Here is a 25,031-nt window from a genome sequence, read left to right as displayed (position 1 = left end):
CGGTTCTTTTTGATTAAGAATTGACTCACCTTCTTTCTGTTAAGAAACGATTCTGGTAAACTAAAGATACTTAAAATAAATTGTAGTCAAAAGAAAGAGGGATAAATATGGAAATTTCAGAGATTCGCAACCTATTATCTGAAATGCGAGAAAAGGTCACAAGTTTCAGGAGGTCTCTTTGACTTAGACCAATTAGAAGAAGATATCGCTGAAGCAGAAGCTAAAATGGCGGAACCTGGATTCTGGGATGATAGTGAAGCCGCTCAGAAAGTAATCAACGAAAATAACGCGAACAAAGAAACCTATGACCAATTCAACGCATTAGCAGAAGAATTGGAAGAATTAGAGTTGATGGTGGAAATGCTGCAAGAAGAACCAGATGCACAAATGCAGCAAGAAACAGAAGAAAGACTGCAAACATTAGACGAAAAAATGAAAACCTATGAATTAGCGATGCTGTTAGATGGACCGTATGATCGGAATAACGCAATTATCGAGTTGCATCCAGGGGCAGGTGGTACAGAATCGCAAGACTGGGGAAGCATGCTCTTACGTATGTATACTAGATGGTCGGAACAACATGGCTATCAGGTGGAAACTCTTGATTATCAAGCAGGAGATGAAGCAGGGATCAAAAGTGTCACCTTGCTGATCAAAGGTCATAATGCTTACGGATATCTAAAATCAGAAAAGGGTGTGCACCGACTTGTACGGATCTCGCCATTTGATTCGGCGAAGCGTCGTCACACGTCCTTTTGTTCAGTAGATGTCATGCCAGAACTAGACGAAACGATCGATGTTGCAATCAATCCCGATGATTTGAAAATCGACACGTATCGAGCAAGTGGTGCGGGCGGACAGCATATCAATAAAACAGAATCAGCTGTACGGATCACCCATCTTCCTACAGGTACGGTAGTTGCCAGTCAAGCGCAACGGTCACAATTGAAGAATAGGGAACAAGCAATGGGCATGCTGAAAGCGAAACTTTACCAACTTGAAGTGGAAAAGAAAGAACAAGAAGCTGCCGCTTTGCGAGGAGAACAAAAAGAAATCGGCTGGGGATCACAGATACGTTCTTATGTTTTCCATCCATATTCAATGGTCAAGGATCATCGTACGAATGTTGAAACTGGGAATGTCCAAGCGGTAATGGATGGTGACCTAGATATCTTTATCGATGGTTATTTAAAGATGCATCTTTGATTAGTTGAAGATAAATGATAAATGACATAAAATTGTAAGATTTTGAAAGCAAGATGAAACATTACCATGCTATAATGGTAAAAGACTGAAAAAGATATGGAGAGAACGCCATGATTGAAATGAAGGATGTAATGAAGAAGTACTCAAATGGTACGACTGCAATCCGAAATCTTTCGGTTGTTATCGATCAGGGAGAATTCGTCTATGTAGTTGGTCCATCGGGGGCTGGTAAATCTACATTCATCAAATTGATGTATCGAGAAGAAAAAGCTACAAAAGGAACACTAAATGTTGCTGGACATGATTTGTTAGAAATCAAAAATCGTGAGGTTCCTTATCTGCGCAGAGAGATCGGCGTAGTATTCCAAGATTATAAGTTACTCCCAAGAAAAACAGTATATGAAAATGTTGCTTATGCGATGCAAGTTATCGGACGTAAGCCTCGAGATATCAAAAAGCGTGTCATGGAAGTATTAGATTTAGTGGGATTGAAACACAAGGTCCGTGTATTTCCAAGTGAACTATCTGGTGGGGAACAGCAACGGGTTTCGATTGCTCGAGCAATCGTCAATACGCCTAAAGTACTGATTGCAGATGAACCTACTGGAAATCTGGATCCCGAAAACTCATGGGAAATCATGAAATTACTGGATCGGATCAATGCTCAAGGAACGACGGTCGTTATGGCAACCCATAACAGTACGATCGTTAATACAATTCGTCACCGGGTAATCGCCATTGAAAATGGTCGGATCATTCGTGACCAAGCGGAAGGGGAATATGGATACGATGATTAGAACCTTTTTCCGTCACATATTAGAAAGTATCAAAAGTTTGAAGCGTAATGGCTGGATGACAGTTGCTTCAGTCAGTGCTGTAACGATCACGTTGACTTTAGTTGGTTTATTTATGGCAGTCATCATGAATGCAACCAAAATTGCTGAAGACATCGAAGGAAATGTAGAAGTTTCAGTTTTCATCGATATTGGTACAAATGAGAAAGATATGAAAAAACTCGAAAGTGATTTAAAAGAAATCGATCACGTAAAAAATGTGACATTTTCAAGTAAAGCACAAGAACTGAAAAAAATCCAAAATGCGATGGGTGATTCATGGAGCCTTTTTGAAGGAGACAATAATCCTTTATATGACGTATATGTTGTTAGTACTACTGATCCATCCCATACCAAAGAGGTATCAGAAGCTGCTGCTAAGCTAGCAAATGTTTCGCGAGCAGATTATGGTGGAACCTCTTCCGATCGGATACTTAAGATTGCCAGCGCCGTTCGTACTTGGGGATTAGCTGCTGCTGCGTTGTTATTATTCATTGCTATGTTCTTGATCTCCAATACGATCCGAATCACCATCCTTTCACGTCAAAGAGAAATCCAAATCATGCGACTGGTTGGTGCTAAAAACGGCTATATTCGTTGGCCATTCTTTTTAGAAGGTGGCTGGATCGGTTTGATTGGTGCAATCATTCCTGTATTGATCATCACATTTGGTTATGATCAAGCATTCCAAGCATTGAACCCAACACTTTTACGTTCACATTATTCAATGATCCATCCTCAAGATATTGTATGGAAAATCAATCTATTGATGGTTGGTATCGGTGTGATCATCGGTTCATTAGGTTCAATTATTTCAATGAGACGTTTCTTGAAATTCTAAAAGACTTTTGTTCGCCCCCTCATTTAGCAAGGAGCGATCAAAGTCAATCCAATATACACAAAATAGAATAAAGAAACTGACCCAATAATTTAAAACAAAAAAGCATCTCTTGTTAAATTCACGTTATAATGAATTCAATAAGAGGTGCTTTTTCAATGGAATCATCTTAGTCGATTCAGGTCAAAAAGGGTGTGAGGAAAACAAGTTAAGATTCCTGAAAAAAATCATGGAAATATAGGTATCAAAATAAGCAATCAATCAAAATAGGAGAACAGTCTAAAGTAGTCAAAAGCATCAACTTATACAACTAGTTGGAAACAATAATTTTGCAAAATGAAATTGACATAGTACTAGAGATAATGTAATTTAATGATTTATACATAAAATTATATGGATGTAGGAGATTGCTATGAAAAAAATAGTATTTACAGGAGGCGGAACAGCTGGTCATGTCACATTGAACACACTGCTTATCCCTCATTTTCTAAAAGAAAAATATTCAGTTTTTTATATTGGTTCGATTGATGGGATTGAAAAAGAAATCATTAGTGAGAATATCAATGTTCAGTATTTTGGAATTGAAACAGGAAAATATAGAAGATATCTTACTTTAAAAAATTTCAAAGATATTTTTAAAGTTGTAAAAGGTTTTTTTCAAGCAAGAAAAATTCTTAGGGAATTAAGACCAAATCTAGTATTTTCTAAAGGTGGATTTGTTAGTGTGCCAGTTGTTTTAGCAGCAAAAACGCTAAAAATTAGGGTTTTAATTCACGAATCGGATCTTTCGTTAGGGATGGCAAATAAAATTGGTTACCAATGTTGTGATGAAGCATTTTCAACTTTTCCATTAAATCTTAAAAAATCGACTAGAGTTGGATCTTTGATTAGTTCTTCAGACTCTAAAAAAGATAAATTAGGTACACGCCTTACATTGGATAAAAATAAAAAAACAGTCCTATTCATAGGAGGTAGTCAGGGAGCAGCTATCTTCAATCGTTTTGTATTAGAAAATCAATCTTCACTTAGGATAAAATACAATGTAGTACTTATTTCAGGCCCTGGGAATACTGAATGTTATGAGGATAGTTTGATATGCATTCCCTATGTAAAAAAAGGTTTAGGTGAATTATTTGAATTGGCTGATTATGTTGTAACTAGAGGGGGATCGAATACTATATTTGAGTTACTGGCTAAGGGTAAGAAAATGATAATAGTTCCTTTGAATGCTGAAAGCAGTAGAGGCGATCAAATTGAGAATGCTAAATATTTTGAAGACCAAGGATATAGCGTAACTTTGTCAGAGAGTGATTTGACAAAAGAACAGCTTGATAAAAAAATAGATGAATTGGACGCAAGAATTGAGCCTATAGATTCTTCCAACGAATTCATGGAAATTGAAGATTTTTATACAACTATATTAAAAAATAAAATTTGAAAAATTAATAAATAAAGATATAGCGCTAATTCAATAACCTGAAAAAAGCATCTCCTGTTTCCTATCATTTTTATACTTTCGCTTTACTTTAAAAAACAACTTAGTTATTCTTAAGTAGGTGAAAAAGTAAAGAGGTGAAACTATGGGATTGATTGTTGATAATTTTTTTACCTTTATCTTGATTCTAAATATTTTATTATCCTTTGTTATCGTATTTCGTGAGAGAAAAGAAACAGCTCAAACATGGGCATGGTTGTTAGTGTTGATGTTTATTCCGATCGTTGGCTTCATTCTGTATATTTTCTTAGGAAGAGGGATTTCTAAAGACAAGATTTTCGATTTGAAACTCCAAGGTAAGATCGGGAAAAACCTTGAGATCGAGGAAGATAAACAAGCACTGATGCGGGGATTGTATCCTCACCCGCCAACAGGACTGGTAGATGTAAAGCAGTTGATCTACATGTTGACTGTTTTTGAAAGTACGCTGTATACGACAAGAAATAAAGTTACTTTGTTTACGGATGGACGAGAGAAGTTTGATGCGTTGCTGGAAGATATCAAACAGGCAACAGATCATATCCATTTACAATACTATATCTATCGAAGCGACACACTGGGAGTTGAGGTTCGAGACGCATTGATTGATGCGGCAAAGCGAGGCGTTAAAGTAAGGGTCCTTTTAGATGCATGGGGATCAACGCAAGTAACGGCAAGTTTTTTTGATGGCTTGAAAGCAGCTGGCGGTGAGGTCGCTTTCTTTTTCCCGTTGTTTGTGCCTTATATCAATCCACGGATCAACTATCGAAATCATCGTAAAATTGTTGTGATCGATGGGCAGATTGGTTACACTGGTGGATTCAATGTAGGGAATGAATACTTGGGACAAGTGCAGAAGTTTGGTTATTGGCGTGACAACCATTTACGGATTCATGGTGAAGCCGTATATACGTTACAAAACCGCTTTTTGATGGATTGGAATTCACAACATACGAAAGAAGTCAGTTATGATCCAAAGTTCTTTCCACAAATAAAAACGAGTGGAGATATGGCACTGCAAATTGTAACGAGCGGCCCAGATACGGAGCATGAACAAATCAAGATGACCTATCTAAAGATGATTTCTTTAGCCAAAAAAGAGATATTGATACAGACACCGTACTACATACCGGATGAATCAATTCATGAAGCCTTAAAATTGGCTTTGCTTTCAGGTGTGAAGGTCCATATGCAAATTCCTAATAAACCAGATCATCTTCTTGTTTATTGGGCGACATACTCTTTTGCGGCGGAACTACTTGAATACGGTGCGGTGATCGAAACATATGAAAATGGATTTATCCATGCGAAAACAATGATTATTGATAATGGGGTCGTTTCAGTTGGATCAGCGAATATCGATGTTCGATCGTTTAGGCTCGACTTCGAAGTAAATGCTTTGATCTATGATGAACGGATGGCTTCACAAGTGCGAAAAGCCTTTTTTGATGATTCAAAAGTCTCGCAACCATTAACGAAAGAAAAATATGAACAACGTGGAACGATCATCAAATTCAAAGAGGGATTAGCACGCTTGATCTCGCCATTACTATAATAAGGATCAATTCAAAAAGGACATAAAACGCACGTCAGGGACGTCGTCTTATGTCCTTTTTTGTCGGGGCCATTTCTGTAGTCTGTCAGAAATGGAGAAAGCGTCTCGCATGAGCGGATTGACTTTGGGGTATCTCTTGTTTTTTGGGGAAAGCAAGAAATAAATCAATATATGCTTTTTAAAGAGACACATTTCAAAGCCAGTATAGCATAGAAACACTCAATGAGATAGTATTTTTTTTATTTATATAATTATTTTTTGTTATTTAATGAATTCGATTCGTTTTCAAGTATTCGCTAAAATGTTAAAATGAACTTAATTTAGGATTGAAGGAGATTTCTAATGAAAAAATCAAAATTACTCTTACCCATAATAGGATTAACGATTCTTTTATCTGGTTGTTCCAAATGGATTGATCGTGGCGAGTCGATCACCGCTGTCGGTTCATCTGCACTACAACCTTTAGTTGAAACGGTAGCAGAAAGTTATCAAACAGAAAACCCCGGAAAATTCATCAATGTACAAGGGGGAGGAAGCGGTACAGGCTTGTCACAAGTCCAATCAGGCGCAGTTGATATTGGAAATTCAGATTTGTTTGCAGAAGAAAAATCAGGGATCGATGCTTCTGCTTTAGTGGATCATCGTGTAGCTGTCGTGGGAATAACACCGATTGTGAATAAAGGTGTCGGTGTCAAAGACATTTCTATGGAGAATTTAAGAAAGATATTTACCGGCGAGATCACGAATTGGAAAGAAGTTGGTGGAAAAGACCAACCAGTGGTTATTTTAAATCGCGCTTCTGGAAGCGGTACACGCAGTACCTTTGAGAAATGGGTATTAGATGGTGAAACAGCTATCCGCGCACAGGAACAAGACTCAAGCGGGATGGTACGGCAGATCGTGGCAGATACGCCGGGAGCAATCAGTTATGTCGCTTTCTCGTATGTAACAGATGATGTAGCAACACTGAGTATTGACGGTGTCGAACCTAAAGATGAGAACGTCACAACGAATAAATGGACGATTTGGGCGTATGAACATATGTATACAAAGAGCCAGCCTAAAGAGTTAACAAAAGAATTTCTAGAATACATTCTTTCTGACGATGTACAAAATAATATTGTTGGAGAATTAGGTTATATCCCTGTTTCAAAGATGGAAGTGGAGCGAGATTGGGAAGGAAACGTTGTAAAATAACTGCCTTTACAAAAAATTTACAAACTTAGCATAAATTTTACATGTTATTAAACTCAAATTGATGTTCACTTTGTACACTGAATAAGTATGTTAGACCTGATTAGGGGGGAATCATCTGTGGAAGATGTGAAAAAAGCATTATTAACAAAATCCAAACGTTCAAAAATGGAACAACGCGGCAAATTTATCAGTTTTCTCTGTATCGCGCTGATCGTTGTCGTAGTGTTAGCAATTTTTTATTTTGTTGCCAGTAAAGGTTTAGCAACCTTCTTTGTCGATAAAATCAATGTGTTTGATTTCTTGTTTGGCACAAACTGGAATCCAGGACAAGTAGGGGCAAATGGCAAACCGATGGTAGGTGCATTGCCGATGATCGCAGGTTCGTTCATCGTCACATTCCTATCAGCGATCATCGCTACTCCTTTTGCCATCGGTGCAGCAGTATTCATGACGGAGATCTCTCCAAAGAATGGAACGAAAATTCTGCAACCGGTCATTGAATTATTGGTCGGTATTCCATCTGTTGTTTATGGGTTCATCGGTTTATCTGTCGTTGTTCCATTCATCCGTAGTATTTTTGGCGGAACAGGATTTGGTATCCTAGCAGGGACATTTGTCCTTTTCGTCATGATCTTACCAACAGTAACGACAATGACGGTCGATGCGCTAAAGTCAGTACCAAGACATTATCGTGAAGCATCTTTAGCGTTGGGAGCGACAAGATGGCAAACAATCTATAAAGTAGTTTTACGTGCCGCTATACCAGGGATATTGACTGCCATCGTTTTTGGTATGGCTCGTGCATTTGGTGAAGCATTAGCAATTCAAATGGTTATCGGTAACGCTGCGTTGATGCCGACAGGATTGACGACACCAGCTTCAACGTTGACATCTATTTTAACAATGGGGATCGGTAATACGATCATGGGAACGACTGAGAACAATGTTTTATGGTCATTGGCATTGATCTTACTATTGATGTCATTATTCTTTAATATCGTGATTCGAATGATCGGTAAGAAAGGGGCACTGAAATAATGAACGCAAAACGCTCTGACAAAATCGCCACAGGCATCCTCTACGTGATTTCAGGAATCATTGTGTTGATCTTAGCGGCTTTACTCTTATATATTCTCGTTCGAGGGGTACCTCATATTTCTTGGGCATTTCTGACTGAACCATCTAAAGCTTACCAAGCAGGCGGTGGGATCGGCATCCAGTTATTCAACTCGATTTACTTACTTATCATTACAATGATCATCAGTTTCCCGCTCTCATTAGGAGCAGGTATTTATCTTTCTGAATATGCTGGGAAAAATTGGGTAACAGATATCATCCGCACTTCAATCGAAATCTTGAGTTCTTTACCATCAGTAGTTGTCGGTCTATTTGGATTTTTAGTATTTGTTATTCAATTCCAATATGGCTTTTCGATCATCTCTGGGGCACTGGCATTAACAGTATTCAATCTACCTTTGCTGACAAGAACAGTCGAAGAATCATTACAAGCTGTTCATTACACACAAAGAGAAGCAGGATTAGCATTAGGCTTATCTCGCTGGGAAACAGTTATCCGGGTCGTGGTACCAGAAGCAACACCTGGGATATTGACTGGTGTCATCTTAAGTTCAGGAAGAATCTTTGGTGAAGCAGCTGCATTGATCTATACAGCTGGACAAAGTGCACCTGCACTTGATTTTTCAAACTGGAATCCACTAAGTGTTTCCAGTCCGATCAGCATTTTCCGTCAAGCTGAAACATTAGCTGTTCACATTTGGAAAATCAATACGGAAGGAACGATGCCAGATGGCGCTGCTGTGTCGGCAGGAGCATCAGCGGTTTTGATCATCGCTGTACTGTTGTTCAACTTTGCTGCACGTGCGATCGGTAAACGTTTATACCGTAAAATGACTTCAGCTTAAGGAGAAGAAGTAAGATGAAAGAATATAATTGGAATGAAACAAATATCATCACAATGGGACAAGAAAAAGAAGTCGCTTTGTACACGGATGATCTTCATGTCTGGTATGGCGATAACGAAGCAATCAAAGGAGTAGACTTAGCCTTTGAGAAAAATAAAATCACTGCGTTGATCGGTCCTTCTGGATGCGGAAAATCAACTTACTTACGTTCATTGAATCGGATGAACGATGGGATCGCGAATACAAAAGTCACTGGAAAGATCATGTACAAAGAGGTAGATATCAATGCGCCACAAATCGATGTATATGAGATGCGTAAGCGGATCGGGATGGTTTTTCAACGGCCAAATCCGTTTAGTAAATCCATTTATGAAAATATCACGTTTGCACTGAAACAACATGGTGAAAAAAATAAAAAGAAATTAGACGAAATTGTAGAAACAAGTTTGAAACAAGCTGCTCTATGGGATCAAGTAAAGGATAGCTTGGATAAAAGTGCACTTGCTCTATCTGGAGGACAGCAACAACGATTATGCATCGCCCGTGCGATCGCAATGAAACCAGATATTCTGTTGTTAGATGAACCAGCAAGTGCTCTAGATCCGATTTCTACAGGAACAGTCGAAGAAACATTAGTTAACTTAAAAGAAGACTACACGATCATCATCGTGACGCATAATATGCAACAAGCTGCACGTATCAGTGATTACACTGCTTTCTTCTATCTAGGCAAAGCAATCGAATACGATAAGACGAACAAGATATTTACCAGACCAAAAATTCAAGCAACCGAAGATTATGTGTCCGGTCACTTTGGTTAAGACGGAGGACTCGTTATGGCAAAAGAAATAATTTCATCAAAAGATCTTCACTTATATTATGGCAAAAAAGAAGCATTGAAGGGGGTCGATTTAAGTTTCAATCAGGGTGAGATCACAGCAATGATCGGTCCTTCCGGTTGTGGGAAATCAACTTATCTGCGTTCTTTGAATCGGATGAACGACCTGATTCCTGGTGTCACGATCACCGGTAGTGTGCTTTATAAAGGAAAAGATATCTATGGACCAAAGACAGATATCGTTGAATTGCGAAAAGAAATCGGCATGGTATTCCAACAACCAAATCCGTTTCCATTCTCAATCTATGAAAATGTGATCTATGGACTAAAGTTAAAAGGTGAAAAAGACAAAAAAGTTCTCGACCAAGTAGTCGAAGAAAGTTTAAAAGCTGCATCAGTGTGGGAAGATGTCAAAGACAAATTGCATAAAAGTGCGTTATCTTTATCAGGTGGGCAACAACAACGGGTTTGTATCGCCCGAGTATTAGCAGTCAACCCAGAAATCATCTTGCTTGATGAACCCACAAGTGCGCTAGATCCAGTATCGACTGGGAAAATCGAAAGTATGCTCTTGGAATTAAAAGAAAGATATACTATGATTATAGTTACGCATAATCTGTCTCAAGCTTCACGTATTTCGGATAAAACAGCCTTTTTCTTAGATGGACATTTGATCGAATTCAATGACACGAAAAAGATTTTCATGAATCCAGAAAAAAAAGAAACAGAAGACTATATCTCAGGAAGATTTGGATAGGGAGGAAATGAAATGTTACGGACACAATTTGAAGAAGAATTACTGAATCTTCATAATCAATTTTATGAGATGGGGATGATGGTAAGTAGTGCAGTGCATAAATCCGTTCGTTCTTATATCAAACACGATAAAGCACTTGCGCAAGAAGTCATTGAAAATGATATCAAAATCAATGATATGGAAACACGTCTAGAGAAAAAAAGTTTTGAGATGATTGCTTTACAACAACCGGTTACTACGGACTTGCGGATGATCATTACTGTGATGAAGGCTAGTTCTGATTTAGAGCGGATGGCCGATCACGCTGTATCTGTTGCTAAGTCTACAATCCGTGTGAAGGGACAAACGCGGATACCAGACATTGAGAAAGAAATTTCAGATATGTCAGATTACGTAAAAAAAATGGTGGACAATGTGTTAGTCGCTTACGTGAAAACAGACGAAAAAGATGCACGTACGATCGCAAACATGGATCAGCGCGTCAATGATTACTTCAATCGTATTTATAATGCTACAATAAAAAATATGCAAGCAAACCCTGAAACAGTCATCAGCGGAACCGATTATTTAAATGTTGCTAGCTACTTAGAACGTATCGGTGATTATGTCACGAATATCTGTGAATGGATCGTCTACTTGGCTACTGGAAAAATCACGGAATTGAATACGAACCACAATGAGATTTTTTAAAAATGAATCAAAAAAGATGAAAGCCATAAAATCCAAATCCGGATTTTTGTGGTCTTTCATCTTTTTTTAGATAATCAGTATATAGGATAAGGATATGGACCGATGGGATTGAATCAAATCAAGTGGAAATGCGCAATAAACTTTCCACCTTATTCTTCATAAAACCAATAGCAACTAGAGATGGAGAAAAAGTTACAACTTAAGTCCTATGACTTTTTAACGCATTCGGTGCATAATATGTATGTAAGGAAAAGCTTGCAAACCATTTTTGCTTAAGGAGGCAATTTCCATGAAAGAAAGAGAACGTATTTTAGATCTAGTTAAAAAAGGAGTCCTTTCAACTGAAGAAGGACTGGACCTATTAGAAAGTATGGCAACAGAAAAAGATGAAAAACAAATTGCAAAAGAAGCGGATAGAGTAACTGCCAGTCATAAAGAAAAAAATCAAGTGATCGATGAATTAGAAAATGGTGTAACAGAAGAACAGCCAGAAATCGATCCAAAACAAAAAGAAAAAGAAGACCAAGAAAATCTAGAAAAAATCTTAGATGAACTGGCAACGGAAGCAAATAAGACTTCTGCTCATTTGGATGAAGTCAATGAGAAATTGGCTGAAAACAAAGCTGTACGTAATGAAAAACAGGAAACATTGATGCAGCTGAATACAAAAGAAGAATTAGATCAGCTTTCTGAGGAAGAATTAACACAACGAAAAACGTTAGAAGATGAAATCAAAGAATTAGAAGCTGCAGGAGATATTTTAACAGAAGAACGTATAAAATTAGAAGCAGAACTAAAAGATATCCGTAAAAACCAGTGGTCAGAAAAGAAAGAAACATTCTCAGAAAAATTTGAGATTCCTGATGATTGGAAAGAACAGGCCAATGATACACTGAACCAAGTAGGCGAAAAAATGTCTGAAGCAGGAACGTATCTAGGTAAATTCTTGCGTAAGACTTTCCAATCTGTTTCTGAAACTGTCAATGACAATATGGAATGGAAAGATGTCAATCTTCGTGTACCAGGTATTGCTACGACGAAATTTGAACATGAATTTTATTATGAAGCTCCAGAAGCAAGCATCATCGATATCAAAGCAGCCAATGGGAATGTGGTATTGAAGACATGGGATAGCGAAGATGTTAAAGTTGAAGCGAAAATCAAATTATATGGAAAAATGAATGCAGAACCATTTGAAGCATTTTTAGAACGTAGCCAGATCGAAGTGAATGATGACCATCTTTCATTCCAGATCCCAAATAAGCGTGTTCGTGCAGATCTAGTCTTTTACCTTCCGAAAAGAGTATATGACCATACAGCAATCAAATTGTTGAATGGAAATATCACGATTGATGAGTTAGAAGGAAAAGATATCTATACGAAATCAACAAATGGAAATATCACAGTCAACCATCTTACAGCTACCATGCTTGAAGTAGAAGGTGTAAATGGAAATATCGATATACGTGATGGTGCGATTTTAGATTCTATCATTGAAACAGTGAACGGCACTGTTACGGTTGGAGCTACACCTGAAAATCTATCTGTTTCTTTAGTCAATGGAGATGTGCGGTTAACGATCAAAGAGGATCGTTTGAAAAAAATCGAGGCAAGCTCTGTGAATGGAAATGTCAAAGTAGCATTACCAAGTACGATCGGATTAGAAGGAAATGCGAAAACTAGTTTAGGAAGTATCAATAGTCGGTTATCCGATTATGAAGTAGTCCGCGAGAAAAAAGAACGGACAAACCAAATGCTACAATTCCGCCGTTTATCAGAAGATGGTGTAGCTACAGTTCAATTAACAACAACAACAGGCAGCATCTATCTAAAAGACGCAGAGATGTAAGCCAGCTGTTCACAGCAGGATTCTTATAATTGTCATGCTGTGAACAGTAGTTTAAAAAAATAGTGAAAAAGGTACTATTGTCACAACCTTTTTCTTCAATTACAATGGTAGGACAGAGGTGAATCAAAAATGAAAAAAAAGTTGACAAAGTCAAATAATAATATCGTCTTAACAGGTACATTAGCTGGGATTGCAGAATATCTTGGAATCGACCCTACAGTTGTTCGAGTGATCTATGTGATCTTGAGTTTGGTTGCTTTTGGCAGTCCGATTATTTTATATATCCTATTGGCACTGATCATTCCATCAGCACGAAAAAATCGTACAAGTTATGGACATGATAACCAATATTATGAAAACAACAACTATCGTGAACAAACAAAAAAACGTAAAGAGGCAGAAAAAGTCGATGACGATGAGTGGAGTGACTTTTAATGTCCTACCTTCAACGGATCATCGTCAATTCGCTGACTTTTATCTCATTAGCAGTTCTTTTTCCAAATGTAGTCTATGTAAATAGTATTTGGACTGCAGTTTTGGCAAGTTTTGTGTTATCACTATTGAATATGTTCGTTAAACCGATCTTAACGATATTATCATTGCCGTTTACGCTGATAACTCTTGGCTTGTTTACATTCGTCATCAATGCAGCAATTTTGAAATTGACCTCTTTCTTTATAGGAGAGGGTAATTTCGGGTTTGCTTCATTCGGAGCGGCACTGTTTGTCGCTATCTTGATGGCGCTCGTCAATGTGATCGTTAGTGAACATAATAGTAGAAAATAACGACAATATACGCCTTATGGCTAAAGAGTCGACATGAACTGATTCCCCCCGTTCATGTCGATTTTTTTTGCTTTTTTCATTCGAAAAGTACGAAACGATCGTAAAATAAAACGTTTTTTTTATTTGGTAGTACTTTTTGCTATACAATGATAAAATGAAGGGGAACACTCTAATAGAAATGAGGTAACACGAATGGCAGAAGTTGTAAAAGTAAGCCAATTGGTAGAAAAATTATCATTAGAAATCGTAACTGGTGACGAGAAGAGTTTGGAGCGTGTTATCGTAACTGGCGATATTTCAAGACCAGGCTTAGAATTAACCGGTTATTTTAATTATTATTCACATGATCGCCTACAGTTGTTCGGCAGTAAAGAAATCACGTTTGCTGAACGAATGATGCCTGAAGAAAGATTGATGATCATGAGACGGCTGTGCAGTGAGGATATGCCGGCATTTATTATTTCAAGAGGTTTACCAGCATCCGAAGAAATGATCCAAGCAGCGAATGAACATGGGATGGCAGTATTACGTTCACCAATCTCGACATCCCGTCTACTTGGAGAATTATCCAGCTACTTAGACGGAAGGTTAGCGCCTCGGACGAGCGTCCATGGTGTACTAGTCGATGTTTATGGTTTAGGCGTATTGATCCAAGGGGATAGCGGAATCGGTAAAAGTGAAACAGCGTTAGAATTGATCAAACGGGGACATCGTTTGATAGCAGATGATCGAGTGGATGTCTACCAGCAAGATGAATTGACTGTGATCGGAGAACCACCAAAAATTTTGGAACATCTGATTGAGATCCGAGGAATCGGGATCATCGATGTCATGAATCTATTTGGTGCCAGTGCTGTACGTGGATCGATGCAAGTCCAATTAGCGGTTTATTTAGAAGCATGGGCAAAAGATAAAAAATATGATCGTTTAGGATCAGAAGATACTTCAGTAGAAATTGCTGAAGTGGGGATTCCACAAATCAAGATCCCTGTGAAAACTGGGCGAAATGTAGCGATCATCATTGAAGTAGCTGCTATGAATTTCCGTGCAAAAACAATGGGATTTGACGCAACGAAGACGTTTGAAGAAAGATTGAGCCGCTTGATCGAAGAAAATTCTAGTGGACAGTAGCAAGGAGTGGAAACATGTTGGCACAAATAAACAGAGTGGCTTTTGATTTTCTAGGGATACCTATCTATTGGTATGCACTGATCATTATTTCAGGGATCATCATTGCCATGTGGCTTAGCAGCCGTGAAGCAGTTCGAGTAGGGCTGAAAGCTGATGATGTGACTGATTTTATGTTATGGGGCTTACCCTTATCGATTATTGGTGCACGTTTGTACTATATCTTATTTGATCTTCCTCAATACCTTGCTGATCCGATCCAAATTTTCAATATCCGTTCAGGCGGATTAGCGATTTATGGTGGCTTGATTGCCGGGGCGATCACTTTATACTTTTTTACAAAATATCATTTTATTTCCATGTGGACATTTTTAGATATTGCAGCACCAAGTGTTCTACTCGCTCAAGCAATTGGTCGATGGGGAAACTTCATGAACCACGAGGCTTATGGACCGAACACAACAAGAGCTTTTTTAGAAAGCTTGCATATTCCACAATTTATTATTGATAACATGTATATTGAAGGAATTTACCGTCAGCCGACTTTTTTATATGAATCGATGTGGAGCTTGATCGGTTTTGTTTTGTTGTTGATTTTAAGAAACAAAAAACATCTTCTGAAAAAAGGGGAAGTGTTGCTCGTCTATTTGATGTGGTATAGCTTTGGTCGATTTTTTATCGAAGGATTACGAACAGATAGCTTGTACTTCCTTGGAGTGATCCGTATTTCTCAATTACTATCTGCCGTGTTATTCATCGGTACGATCATTCTATTTATTTGGCGGAGAAAGAAAGAAAATCTTCCTGATTATGATCGTTCATTAGGAAAAGACCAGTTTTTGATCTGATTTGTGAGCGAATAAAATGAAAAAATTAGCAGGAGTGGTAAAATGAAATATAGAGTGGCGGTCTTAGGTTCTGGTTCTTGGGGAACGGCCTTGGCACAAGTACTTGCAGAAAATGGACACGATGTTCGTCTTTGGGGACATCGTGAAGAACAGGCGAATGAAATCAACCAGCAACATACAAATCACCGTTATTTGCCAGACCTTAAAATGGCGGAGACGATCCGTGCGTTCACAGACATGGAAAAAGCAGTTGCTGATGTTGATGCTGTCCTATTTGTTATTCCAACCAAAGCAATCCGCTCGGTAGCCCAAGAACTGGCAGATAAATTAACGACTAGACCGATAATCATTCATGCAAGTAAGGGACTAGAACAACACACCCATAAACGGATTTCTGAGATTCTTTTGGAAGAATTGCCAGTTGAAAAAAGACAGGCTGTGACAGTCTTATCTGGGCCAAGTCATGCAGAAGAAGTGGCGAACCATGATATCACAACGATCACCGCTGCTAGTACGGATCAAAAGGCGGCAAAATTCGTCCAGGAACTCTTTATGAATCATTATTTCCGAATCTATACAAACCCTGATGTCATCGGGGTCGAGATGGGTGCGGCATTGAAGAACATCATTGCGATCGGTGCTGGTGCGATCCATGGGCTAGGGTTTGGCGACGATGCTAAGGCTGCGATCATGACAAGAGGTTTGGCAGAGATCAGTCGACTGGGTGTAGCGATGGGAGCTAATCCACTGACTTTTATTGGTCTAAGTGGTGTAGGCGACTTGATTGTTACTTGCACTAGTGTTCATTCGAGAAATTGGCGTGCTGGGAATTTGTTAGGTCAAGGGAAAGACTTGCCATCGGTTCTCGAAGATATGGGTATGGTCGTTGAAGGAGTCAATACCACACAAGCCGCAAAAGAGCTTGCTCAAATCATGGGCGTAGAGATGCCCATCACTCAAACGATTTACGAAGTGCTTTATGAACATAAAGACGTAAAAACCGCAGCAAAAGAAATCATGTTGCGAGATGGAAAACAAGAAAATGAGTTTTCATTAAAAATATTTTAGAGGAGAGTTGACACATGAAAGTAAAAAAAGCAGTAATTCCAGCAGCAGGATTAGGGACTAGATTTTTACCTGCCACAAAAGCAATGGCTAAGGAGATGCTTCCGATTGTTGACAAACCAACGATTCAGTTTATTGTTGAAGAAGCATTGAAATCAGGAATCGAAGATATTTTGATCGTCACAGGAAAAGCTAAAAGACCGATTGAAGACCATTTTGATTCAAATATCGAATTAGAAACAAACCTTAGTGAAAAAGGAAAAACTGAATTATTGAAATTAGTGGAAGAAACGACTGATGTCAATCTTCATTTCATCCGTCAATCTCATCCAAAAGGGTTAGGTCATGCCGTTTTACAAGCTCGTGCATTTATCGGAAATGAACCTTTTGTCGTGATGTTAGGTGACGACATCATGGAAGATGAAGTGCCGTTGACACAACAGTTGATCGATGATTATGAACGTACACATGCTTCAACCATCGCGGTTATGCAAGTACCACAAAAAGATACATCGAAATATGGGATCATCAATCCTGGAGAAGAGTTAGAAGACGGCTTATACAATGTTAAGAATTTCGTTGAAAAACCTGAACCAAGTAAAGCACCAAGTGATTTAGCAATTATTGGGCGTTACTTGTTGACGCCAGAGATTTTTGATGTATTAGCAGAACAAAAACCAGGTGCAGGTAACGAGATACAATTAACTGATGCCATTGATACTTTAAACCGAACACAACGCGTTTTTGCTCGTAAATTTACAGGTAAACGTTATGATGTCGGAGATAAATTTGGTTTTATGAAAACGAGTATTGAATATGGTTTGACACATCCAGAGGTTGGTGAACCTTTGAGAGAATATATCAAAGCATTGGGGAAAGAATTAGAAGCGGAAGATCATTCCGTATCTACAAATATGAAAAAAACGATTGAATCAAAAAAAGAAGATAAATAATCTTTATTAAAGAAAGAGGTTGAGATGAAAGTCGTTTAGGTTTGAGAAATTGGAGAAAAAAACGAACAATACGCTTTTGTATTGCTCGTTTTTTTTAAATTCCCGAAAATCTGACTTTTAAACGCCGTTTATTTGAGAGAGGTTGGGACAGAAGTGTTTAACTCCGAGAAATAAGAAGAAATGAACGAAAATTGCTTTTCAAATTTTTGTGAATCTCGGCTTATTTCCGAAGGAGTTGCTTCTGCTCCCGCCGTTTATTCGAAAGTCTGTAGCAAAACTGATTTTTAGATTTGTCCCACACTCATTCACTATTTTTTATTTGTTTAAAAAACGTGAAAATGCTATTCTAATAGAAAGAGTATCAGAAGGGAGTTTAATTATGACAGGCGGAGAAATTGCAGGATTGATTGCAGCGATTGCATTTGCAGTGCTAGTTGTTTTCATCGTAAAAGTTTTACTACAATTATCAAAAACATTAGAAAAAGTTGATCAAACAGTCGCGGAAGCAAATACAACGATTGAAGTTGTAACGAAAGATGTCGATGTTTTATCAAGACAAGTGGAAGGTTTATTAGTGAAAAGCAATGAACTTCTTTTAGATATCAATGGTAAGGTAGCAACTATCGATCCATTGTTCACTGCAGTAGCAGATTTAAGTGAAAGCGTCTCAGAATTGAATGTATCAAGCAAAAATATTGTGACGAAAGTTGGTGGTATCGGCAAAACGACAGCCAAAGCAACGGTGGCTGGAAAAGTTGGCGGGACTGCTTTAAAATTTTTCAAAAATAAAAAACATACTGAAACGACAGGAGGAAAATAATCATGGCAAAAAAAGGTGGATTTTTATTAGGTGCAGTAATCGGTGGAACAGCCGCAGCGGTAGCAGCATTATTGTTAGCACCTAAATCAGGAAAAGAACTAAGAGATGAATTAGCAGCACAAGCAGATGATTTTCTAGACATGGCTTCAGATTACACAGATATGGTGAAAGAAAAAACAAGTACATTGACAGACATCGCAAAAGAAAAAGCACAAGATCTATCACAACAAGCAGGAGATCTTGCTGGAAATGTGAAAAATAAAGTCAATGATTCAGCTGACGTAGTTGAAGATGAATCAGAAGATATTTTGTTGAATCTAAAGGAACAATCGGCAGACCTATCTGATCGTTTCAAAAAATCAGCAGATGACTTGAAAAAACCAGTAAACAAAATGGGTGAAGTTGCAAAAGATACAACAGAAGATATCCTGATCGAAGCAAAAGATACTGCATCTGCTGCTGGAGAAACAATCCAAGAGGGTATTGAAGAAGCAAAACCTGTGGCAGAAGATGCGAAAACGTTGAAAGATATGGCAAAAGAAGACGTTCATTCAACAAAAGAAGATTTGAAAGATACATTTAAAGAACAAAAATAAGACTTCATGATAAGGAATAAATAAAAGAGCAGTGAATACTGAGCGATTCGTTCGGTATTCACTGTTTTTTTTATATATTTATCAATTTTGTTATTTTTTCTCTATGTAAATGGATTTTTATATTCATAAAATTACATATTTTATTTAATATATAAAATTGGATTTATTTATATAATGATTTAAATTGCTTTTTTAACGGTGCTAATTAAATATAATGCGTTGTTTTATTTTTTTAATAATTAAATGGTCTACCTCTTAAAATATTCGCTGAATTTTTAGAAAATTTAAAAAATATATTGCTAGTTCTTTTTCTGTATGTTATTTTAATTTCAACGAACCAATTGATTTGCTTCAGACATTGGTTGTAAATAAATGAAAGTACACATAAGATGGGAGGAAAAAAATGAAAAAAAGAAATTGGAGGGGGAAAGCTTACTGGATAGGAACGATTGGTACAACTATTTTATTGTCGCCTTTGTTTTTAAGTGTTTATTCTAGCGTAGCGGATGCTACTGAGATTCCCGCGGGAACGACAAATTTAGTAGAAGATAAACAGGATCTTAAGGACTATATTTCTAAGAAAAAAGCGATCGATTCCGAGTTGATCAAAAAAGCTGCACTAGCTCAGCTAAAAGCGCAAGGATATTATGAAGAAAACGAGAAAGATGTCAAAGCAACTGATAAAGTACGAGTGATGATTCGCTTAAAAGAGAAAGCGGCTGTCGAAAAATCGAAGAAATCGATCGATACACCTGAATCAATCGAAAAAGTGCAAGAAGCTTCTGAAAAAGTAATCGCAAAACAAGAGACAATCCAAGAAAAAGTGGAAAAGATTGCTAAAACGAAGGTGATCAGGGAGTTTGGCCTATTGATCAACGGTTTTTCCATGGATGTTAACTATGGAGATATCGAGAAACTAGAAGGGATCGAAGGCGTCGAATCAGTCAGTGTTATCAAAGCATATACTCCTCAAGACGCATCGGCAAACAAGATGGCAGATATTGAAAAAGCTTGGAATGACTATAATTTAAAAGGTGAAAATACAGTTATTTCGATTATCGATTCAGGGATGGACCCTAGTCATCAGGATCTCAAATTGAGTAAGAACACAGGAGTGCAACTTGAAAAGCAAGAAGCGGATCAAAAAATAAAAAATCTAGGTTATGGAAAGTACTTTTCAGCTAAAGTTCCTTTTGGACATAATTATGCGGATGAATCGGAAGATGTCGTTGATCAAAGTTCAGTGATGCATGGACATCATGTGGCTGGAATTGCGGCAGCTAACGGCGTAGTAAAGGGTGTCGCACCAGAAGCACAATTATTAGCGATGAAAGTTTTTTCCAATAATGATAGCCAAAGCTGTATGTCTGATGATATCATCGCAGCTATCGAAGACTCTGTCGTTCTAGGAGCCGATGTCATCAATATGAGTTTAGGAAGTGATGCTGGAAATAGTGATGCGTCCGACCCAGAACAATTAGCGATCCAAGCAGCTTCGGATGCAGGGGTCTTATGTGTGATTGCTGCAGGAAATGCAGCAACTAGTGGCACTATATCTGGAGCTGCAACGGATATACTAGGGACAGATGATCAGTCGATGATTTCTTCTCCCGCAGTTGTTTCTTCTGCCTTGAGTGTCGCTTCTGCGGAAAATACAATGACTACACTTCCTCTTTTTCATGTAGAGGGGATTCAGTTCAATGGTTATGCTTCTTATAATGGAGACTTACAGCCGTATATGATAGCACCAACTGCTGATTATTCAGACCTTAAAAATAAGCATGAGCTAATTGATGTGGGAAGCGCTAGTAAGGAAGAAATTTCCCGACTTGATGCTAAAAACAAGATTGCATTGATTCATGGAGATACAACGAATCATTCCGAAAAAGTAGCAAATGTGAAAAAAGCGGGAGCAGTAGCAGCTGTGATCTATGAAGATGCTCAATATGCACCAAATTTGACGGATCTTTCTTATCCAACCATATGTGTTTTTACTAGAGAAGGGACCCAATTGATTTCTGCAATGCAACAGCAGAAACAATTCACTTTTGATTTTCGAGAGGAGGTCATACCAAACAATCAGGCGGGAAAAATGTCCACTTTTTCATCTTGGGGACCCACACCAACTTTAGAATTCAAACCAGAAATCACTGCGCCAGGTGGAAATATTTACTCATTGGCAAATGACAATTCGTACCAATCAATGAACGGAACTTCGATGGCGTCACCATTTGTAGCAGGAGCAGAGGCATTGATCTATCAATCGGCTAAAAATAGTCAGTTGAATATCCCGAGAAAAGATTTGCCGCAATTTGCTAAAAATACGCTTATGAATACGTCTACCCCTTTAATTGACCACGACCATGTAAATTTGATTTATTCGCCTCGTCAACAGGGGGCAGGGTTGCTTAATGTCGGCGCTGCTTTGGAAAACACAGTGAGTGCAACTGACGCAAGTGATCATGATGCCGCATTCGCTTTGAAAGAAATTACAGAACAAACCAACTTTAAAGTGACTTTAACAAATTATGGAAATGACACAAAAAGTTATGTATTCAATGATTACGGTGGCGTATACACACAAGATATAGAAAAGATATCTTTAGAACTTTATGATAGTAAGATCAATGGAGCAAGTCTAACAACGGCCAATCAAAAAATCGAAGTGCCTGCTAAAGCTAGTATCGAAGTCACTGTCACGTTGCAGTTGCCAGCTACATTTGACAGACAGCAATTCGTTGAAGGGTATGTTGGATTTAGCGGAGATAACACGCCTGATTTAGTGCTTCCATATATGGGCTATTATGGCGATTATGATGCGGAACTGATCACTTCTCCTCCGTATAATCAACCGGGAGGAAAAAATATCCCGACACGCGCTGGTTTTTTAGTGGATGTTAATAGTCGAAATATATTAGGTGTTAAAAATTCAGATGTCGATCCTGATAGTGTAGCTATTTCTCCTAATGGGGATGGACATTACGACTCTGCATTTCCATACTTGTACTTTTATCGAAACTATGCCTATGCAAAATACGAAATCGTTGACGCAAATGACCATGTGATCCAAAAAGTCTATGAAGAAAGAAATCAGCGTAAGGATTTCTTTAACCTGGATAATGGAAAATGGAGTGTCCATGAAGTAAAAAATGGAGAATGGGATGGGAAAATATATGACACTAAAACAGGAAAGATGAATACAGTACCAGATGGACAATACAGATATAAAATAACAACTGAAACTGCAAGTGGTCAGGGAGAACAACTCACGTATTATCCACTGAAAGTAGACACGCTCCCACCAATAATACACGGAGTGAGCATTACTGGCGGGCAGGACCTCTTAGTAGAATTCGAGGATAATGGTTCAGGTGTAAATAATCTGCTCTATTTTGAAATTAATGGAAAAAGGTATAGGGGAACGCTCTCTCCTGTAAGTGGACAGCAAAATGTTTATGTATTGCCAGGGGTGGGGCAATTACTGTTAAATGGGAAAAATTTTATACGTATAGAGGTTTCGGATAATGCGTTGAATACGACGATAGATCCAGGAAAGTATTATGATGGGCAAACAGGTCAAGTAATCAATGGAGCAGTTGGAGTGTTGAAGTTGCTCAACCTTACAGATAACTCTGTTATTACTTCGGATTCTTATAGTTATGATAAAGTGAATAAGTCGTATAAGATCAAAGGAACGTATTTACCAAATACAGAATTATTTGCGAATGGTATAAAGACAGTAACTGGCACTACCGGAGCCTTTTCTGTGGCTATCCCAGCAGTAGCACAAAATACGGTTGTCTTTTCAGAGGACGCAACTGGAAAAAATATACTGGGCACTTACCACTTTACTTTTGTTGATCAAGCACCAACTCTTGAGATAGAAGGAGTGGATGCATCTGGAAAAGCGATCGCCCATTCAGAAAATTATCATTTGAAAGGAAAAACAAATGGAGTGAAAGTGAGTGTCGAAAACCAATCCGCTAAAAAAAGTGTCGATTTGACAAGTAGTTTAACTAGTAATGGTGAATTTGAAGGGGATATTCCATTAGTGTTTGGAGAAAATAAATTGCTTGTGTCTTCTTATAATTCAAATGATGAGGTGACGGAGTCAACCGTTGTTATAACGACTGTAGATACAACCAGTTATACTGGGAATCTAGTTGAATTTGAGCAACTAGATGGCGGGGCGATTATAGCAAACAAAATGAGTAATTATTACAATGTTCAAACAAAAGAATTGCAGATCAATGGGAAATTAAAATATCCAGTTACAGATTTCCGCTTGAATGACGAGAAAATCAATTACGATCCTGATACACTTGCATTCAGCTACGTCATGAAAAATGTGGACAATGGGAAACATGCATTGAAAATCTATGCGCAAGACAATCGTCTGAACGATGGGCGACCAGTCATGAATTATAGTTATCCTATCGTGATCGATTCAACTTTGCCTAGTTTGATCTTACCAAATCTAACAGCGGATAGTCAGGGAAATTATTTTGCCTATACGAATCAAAATCCTTATGCGGTTAGAGCTGAAGTCAACGATAATTTAGCTGGGTACAGGTTATATATCAATTTGAATAATGCCTATAGTGATGGAAATCATGGTGTGTATAATGAAAAATACTATGCCGGACGTCATGCGACAACCGTCGATTATCCTATTGATATCGAAGATGGGTTGAACCAAGTCGAGTTTGATTTAGTAGATACCCTAAATAATCATGTCAGTACGATCGTGACTGTCGATTATCATCATGTAATGTTAGCAACTCCTGTTATCCAAAGTAATCAAACGGTTGCCAATCAAGTAGTTACTTTACATGTAGATGAGAGAACAGATGCAGAACTATACTATTCTATTGATGGAAATACATGGTCCAAGGTCAAAGATGACGTGGCAATTGCGGAAAATAAAACTGTTTATTATAAGTATAAAGATAAATATGGGAATGAATCAGCTGTAGCCAAATATGAAGTAAAAGCGATTCGAAAAGAGGTTGCTAGTGGACCTTCTATACAATTAGAAAGAGGTCAAAAAGCAATCAAAGCGACACTAGGTTATGAAAAACAGCTTTCTAAGGAAGAAGCTACAGTGCACCAACTATCCTATAGTATGGATAAAGGGAAAACATGGCAAAAATATACTCAACCATTTGAGGTAACTAAAGACACAGAACTCTATGTGCGTACGGAAGATCAAGCAGGAAATACAAGTGATGTCGTAAAAGAACAGCTTAGTTTAACCGAAAATAAAGTAGCGGAAACAGTCGTTAAGACAGCTACTAAAAATACGCCAGAAAATGAAAGTAAGCCTCAAGTCGAGGCGGTTAAAACCATGGCAGCAAATCAGCCTCTAACGGTAGAGACAAGCCCAATTGAGCAAAAACAAAAGAATCAGGAGCGTGTTTCCAATTTAGAAGCCGCAGATCTACTAACAGAAAATCTCTCTGGTTCTCCAAAAAAACAACTGCAACTCGCCAATAAAGTAGGAGATCAGCTATTGTCAAAAGAGAACAAGGTATTTCCCACCACAAATGATCGTTCTGAAATAGCACTGTTGATCATCGGTCTCTTGATCTGTGCTAGTGGAGTAGGGATTATTTTCATGAGAGTTAAAAAAAGGAAAAACTAGGTAATCCTTCAGGCTACTGAAACTGAATGTTGT

General features: G+C 38.0%; 21 protein-coding genes. All 21 read left to right on the top strand.

Features of this window, described 5'->3' with window-relative positions; translation table 11 throughout:
* Positions 1-107 precede the first annotated feature (107 nt).
* The 21 genes from prfB to CJZ72_RS00955 all read left to right on the top strand — a co-directional run bounded on the left by prfB (position 108) and on the right by CJZ72_RS00955 (position 24,998).
* A protein-coding gene (gene prfB / locus CJZ72_RS01055; RefSeq protein ID WP_179135138.1) for a peptide chain release factor 2 occupies positions 108-1,206 on the top strand; the annotation gives its coding sequence in 2 pieces (ribosomal slippage) (positions 108-179 and positions 181-1,206; 1,098 coding nt in all).
* A gap of 110 nt (positions 1,207-1,316) precedes the next feature.
* The gene (gene ftsE / locus CJZ72_RS01050) at positions 1,317-2,003 is read left to right on the top strand and encodes a cell division ATP-binding protein FtsE (RefSeq protein WP_005880425.1); all 687 of its coding nucleotides are present in this window, start codon (positions 1,317-1,319) and stop codon (positions 2,001-2,003) included.
* Positions 1,996-2,880, top strand: coding sequence for a permease-like cell division protein FtsX (ftsX, locus tag CJZ72_RS01045; protein ID WP_279263087.1), 885 nt, complete (start codon positions 1,996-1,998; stop codon positions 2,878-2,880). Before ftsE ends, ftsX begins: the two co-directional genes overlap by 8 nt.
* A gap of 409 nt (positions 2,881-3,289) precedes the next feature.
* Entirely contained in the window at positions 3,290-4,315 is a 1,026-nt protein-coding gene (locus CJZ72_RS01040; RefSeq protein ID WP_081134252.1) for a UDP-N-acetylglucosamine--N-acetylmuramyl-(pentapeptide) pyrophosphoryl-undecaprenol N-acetylglucosamine transferase, read from the top strand.
* A gap of 142 nt (positions 4,316-4,457) precedes the next feature.
* Complete coding sequence (gene cls, locus CJZ72_RS01035) at positions 4,458-5,906, top strand: cardiolipin synthase (protein WP_081134253.1); 1,449 nt, start codon at positions 4,458-4,460, stop codon at positions 5,904-5,906.
* A gap of 342 nt (positions 5,907-6,248) precedes the next feature.
* Positions 6,249-7,103, top strand: a complete 855-nt coding sequence (locus CJZ72_RS01030) for a phosphate ABC transporter substrate-binding protein PstS (RefSeq protein ID WP_005880417.1) — start codon at positions 6,249-6,251, stop codon at positions 7,101-7,103.
* 117 nt (positions 7,104-7,220) lie between these two features.
* Positions 7,221-8,141, top strand: coding sequence for a phosphate ABC transporter permease subunit PstC (gene pstC, locus CJZ72_RS01025; RefSeq protein WP_005880415.1), 921 nt, complete (start codon positions 7,221-7,223; stop codon positions 8,139-8,141).
* Positions 8,141-9,025: a phosphate ABC transporter permease PstA gene (gene pstA, locus CJZ72_RS01020; RefSeq protein WP_005880413.1), complete on the top strand. Its 885-nt coding sequence runs from the start codon at positions 8,141-8,143 to the stop codon at positions 9,023-9,025. Before pstC ends, pstA begins: the two co-directional genes overlap by 1 nt.
* Positions 9,026-9,039: 14 nt before the next feature.
* Positions 9,040-9,846 carry a phosphate ABC transporter ATP-binding protein PstB gene (gene pstB / locus CJZ72_RS01015; protein WP_005880411.1) on the top strand — a complete coding sequence of 269 codons (807 nt, stop codon included), beginning with the start codon at positions 9,040-9,042 and terminating at the stop codon, positions 9,844-9,846.
* A 15-nt stretch (positions 9,847-9,861) separates the two neighbouring features.
* Positions 9,862-10,620: a phosphate ABC transporter ATP-binding protein PstB gene (gene pstB, locus CJZ72_RS01010; RefSeq protein WP_005880409.1), complete on the top strand. Its 759-nt coding sequence runs from the start codon at positions 9,862-9,864 to the stop codon at positions 10,618-10,620.
* A gap of 12 nt (positions 10,621-10,632) precedes the next feature.
* Complete coding sequence (gene phoU, locus CJZ72_RS01005; RefSeq protein ID WP_005880407.1) at positions 10,633-11,310, top strand: phosphate signaling complex protein PhoU; 678 nt, start codon at positions 10,633-10,635, stop codon at positions 11,308-11,310.
* Between the two features lie 289 nt (positions 11,311-11,599).
* Positions 11,600-13,159: a daptomycin-sensing surface protein LiaX gene (liaX, locus tag CJZ72_RS01000; RefSeq protein ID WP_095443559.1), complete on the top strand. Its 1,560-nt coding sequence runs from the start codon at positions 11,600-11,602 to the stop codon at positions 13,157-13,159.
* A 129-nt stretch (positions 13,160-13,288) separates the two neighbouring features.
* On the top strand, positions 13,289-13,594 hold the full coding sequence (locus CJZ72_RS00995) for a PspC domain-containing protein (RefSeq protein ID WP_016177419.1): 306 nt from the start codon (positions 13,289-13,291) through the stop codon (positions 13,592-13,594).
* Positions 13,594-13,944 (top strand): phage holin family protein, encoded by a 351-nt coding sequence (locus tag CJZ72_RS00990; protein WP_005880401.1) that lies wholly within the window; start codon positions 13,594-13,596, stop codon positions 13,942-13,944. Before CJZ72_RS00995 ends, CJZ72_RS00990 begins: the two co-directional genes overlap by 1 nt.
* A gap of 192 nt (positions 13,945-14,136) precedes the next feature.
* On the top strand, positions 14,137-15,075 hold the full coding sequence (hprK, locus tag CJZ72_RS00985) for an HPr(Ser) kinase/phosphatase (RefSeq protein WP_005880400.1): 939 nt from the start codon (positions 14,137-14,139) through the stop codon (positions 15,073-15,075).
* A 14-nt stretch (positions 15,076-15,089) separates the two neighbouring features.
* A complete protein-coding gene (gene lgt / locus CJZ72_RS00980; protein ID WP_005880398.1) occupies positions 15,090-15,920 on the top strand; it encodes a prolipoprotein diacylglyceryl transferase in 831 nt (276 codons plus the stop codon).
* Between the two features lie 42 nt (positions 15,921-15,962).
* Positions 15,963-16,988, top strand: coding sequence for an NAD(P)H-dependent glycerol-3-phosphate dehydrogenase (locus CJZ72_RS00975; RefSeq protein ID WP_053109184.1), 1,026 nt, complete (start codon positions 15,963-15,965; stop codon positions 16,986-16,988).
* Positions 16,989-17,002: 14 nt separating this feature from the next.
* Positions 17,003-17,938 (top strand): UTP--glucose-1-phosphate uridylyltransferase GalU, encoded by a 936-nt coding sequence (galU, locus tag CJZ72_RS00970; RefSeq protein ID WP_005880394.1) that lies wholly within the window; start codon positions 17,003-17,005, stop codon positions 17,936-17,938.
* Positions 17,939-18,317: 379 nt separating this feature from the next.
* Positions 18,318-18,758 carry a DUF948 domain-containing protein gene (locus CJZ72_RS00965; protein WP_005880392.1) on the top strand — a complete coding sequence of 147 codons (441 nt, stop codon included), beginning with the start codon at positions 18,318-18,320 and terminating at the stop codon, positions 18,756-18,758.
* Positions 18,759-18,760: 2 nt separating this feature from the next.
* Positions 18,761-19,354 (top strand): YtxH domain-containing protein, encoded by a 594-nt coding sequence (locus tag CJZ72_RS00960; RefSeq protein ID WP_081134254.1) that lies wholly within the window; start codon positions 18,761-18,763, stop codon positions 19,352-19,354.
* A gap of 403 nt (positions 19,355-19,757) precedes the next feature.
* Positions 19,758-24,998, top strand: coding sequence for a S8 family serine peptidase (locus CJZ72_RS00955; protein WP_232509772.1), 5,241 nt, complete (start codon positions 19,758-19,760; stop codon positions 24,996-24,998).
* Positions 24,999-25,031: the final 33 nt, after the last annotated feature.

The organism is Enterococcus durans (assembly GCF_002277935.1).
Classification (GTDB): Bacteria; Bacillota; Bacilli; order Lactobacillales; family Enterococcaceae; genus Enterococcus_B; species Enterococcus_B durans.
This window is presented reverse-complemented; position numbering and strand designations above follow the sequence as displayed.